We start from the raw sequence: 354 nt of genomic DNA on the forward strand, positions 1-354 counted from the left end.
AACCAGCGGCCGAAGGTGGGATTGGTGATTGGGGTGAAGTCGTAACAAGGTAGCCGTAGGAGAACCTGCGGCTGGATCACCTCCTTTCTAGGGAGTCGGCACAAAGGTAACACTTTGTGACATCTGGTACTATGTTATCTGTTTAATTTTGAAGGACCAAAGTCCTTATATGGGGGTATAGCTCAGTTGGGAGAGCACCTGCCTTGCACGCAGGGGGTCAAGAGTTCGAATCTCTTTATCTCCACCATATATGGGTCTATAGCTCAGCTGGTTAGAGCGCACGCCTGATAAGCGTGAGGTCGATGGTTCGAGTCCATTTAGACCCACCAATATATTAATTAAGTTTAATATATT

The 354-nt window shown here is 46.9% G+C and carries 2 tRNA genes and 1 rRNA gene; all 3 read left to right on the forward strand.

Annotation, left to right across the window (positions count from 1 at the left end):
• A 16S ribosomal RNA gene (locus CSGHG_RS19275) occupies positions 1 to 87 on the forward strand; the annotation flags it as partial.
• An 84-nt stretch (positions 88 to 171) separates the two neighbouring features.
• Positions 172 to 247: transfer RNA gene (locus CSGHG_RS19280), tRNA-Ala, on the forward strand.
• Between the two features lie 5 nt (positions 248 to 252).
• Positions 253 to 329: transfer RNA gene (locus tag CSGHG_RS19285), tRNA-Ile, on the forward strand.
• Positions 330 to 354 lie beyond the last annotated feature (25 nt).

The sequence above is a fragment of the Clostridium senegalense JC122 genome (assembly GCF_000285575.1).
Lineage (GTDB): Bacteria > Bacillota > Clostridia > Clostridiales > Clostridiaceae > Clostridium_J > Clostridium_J senegalense.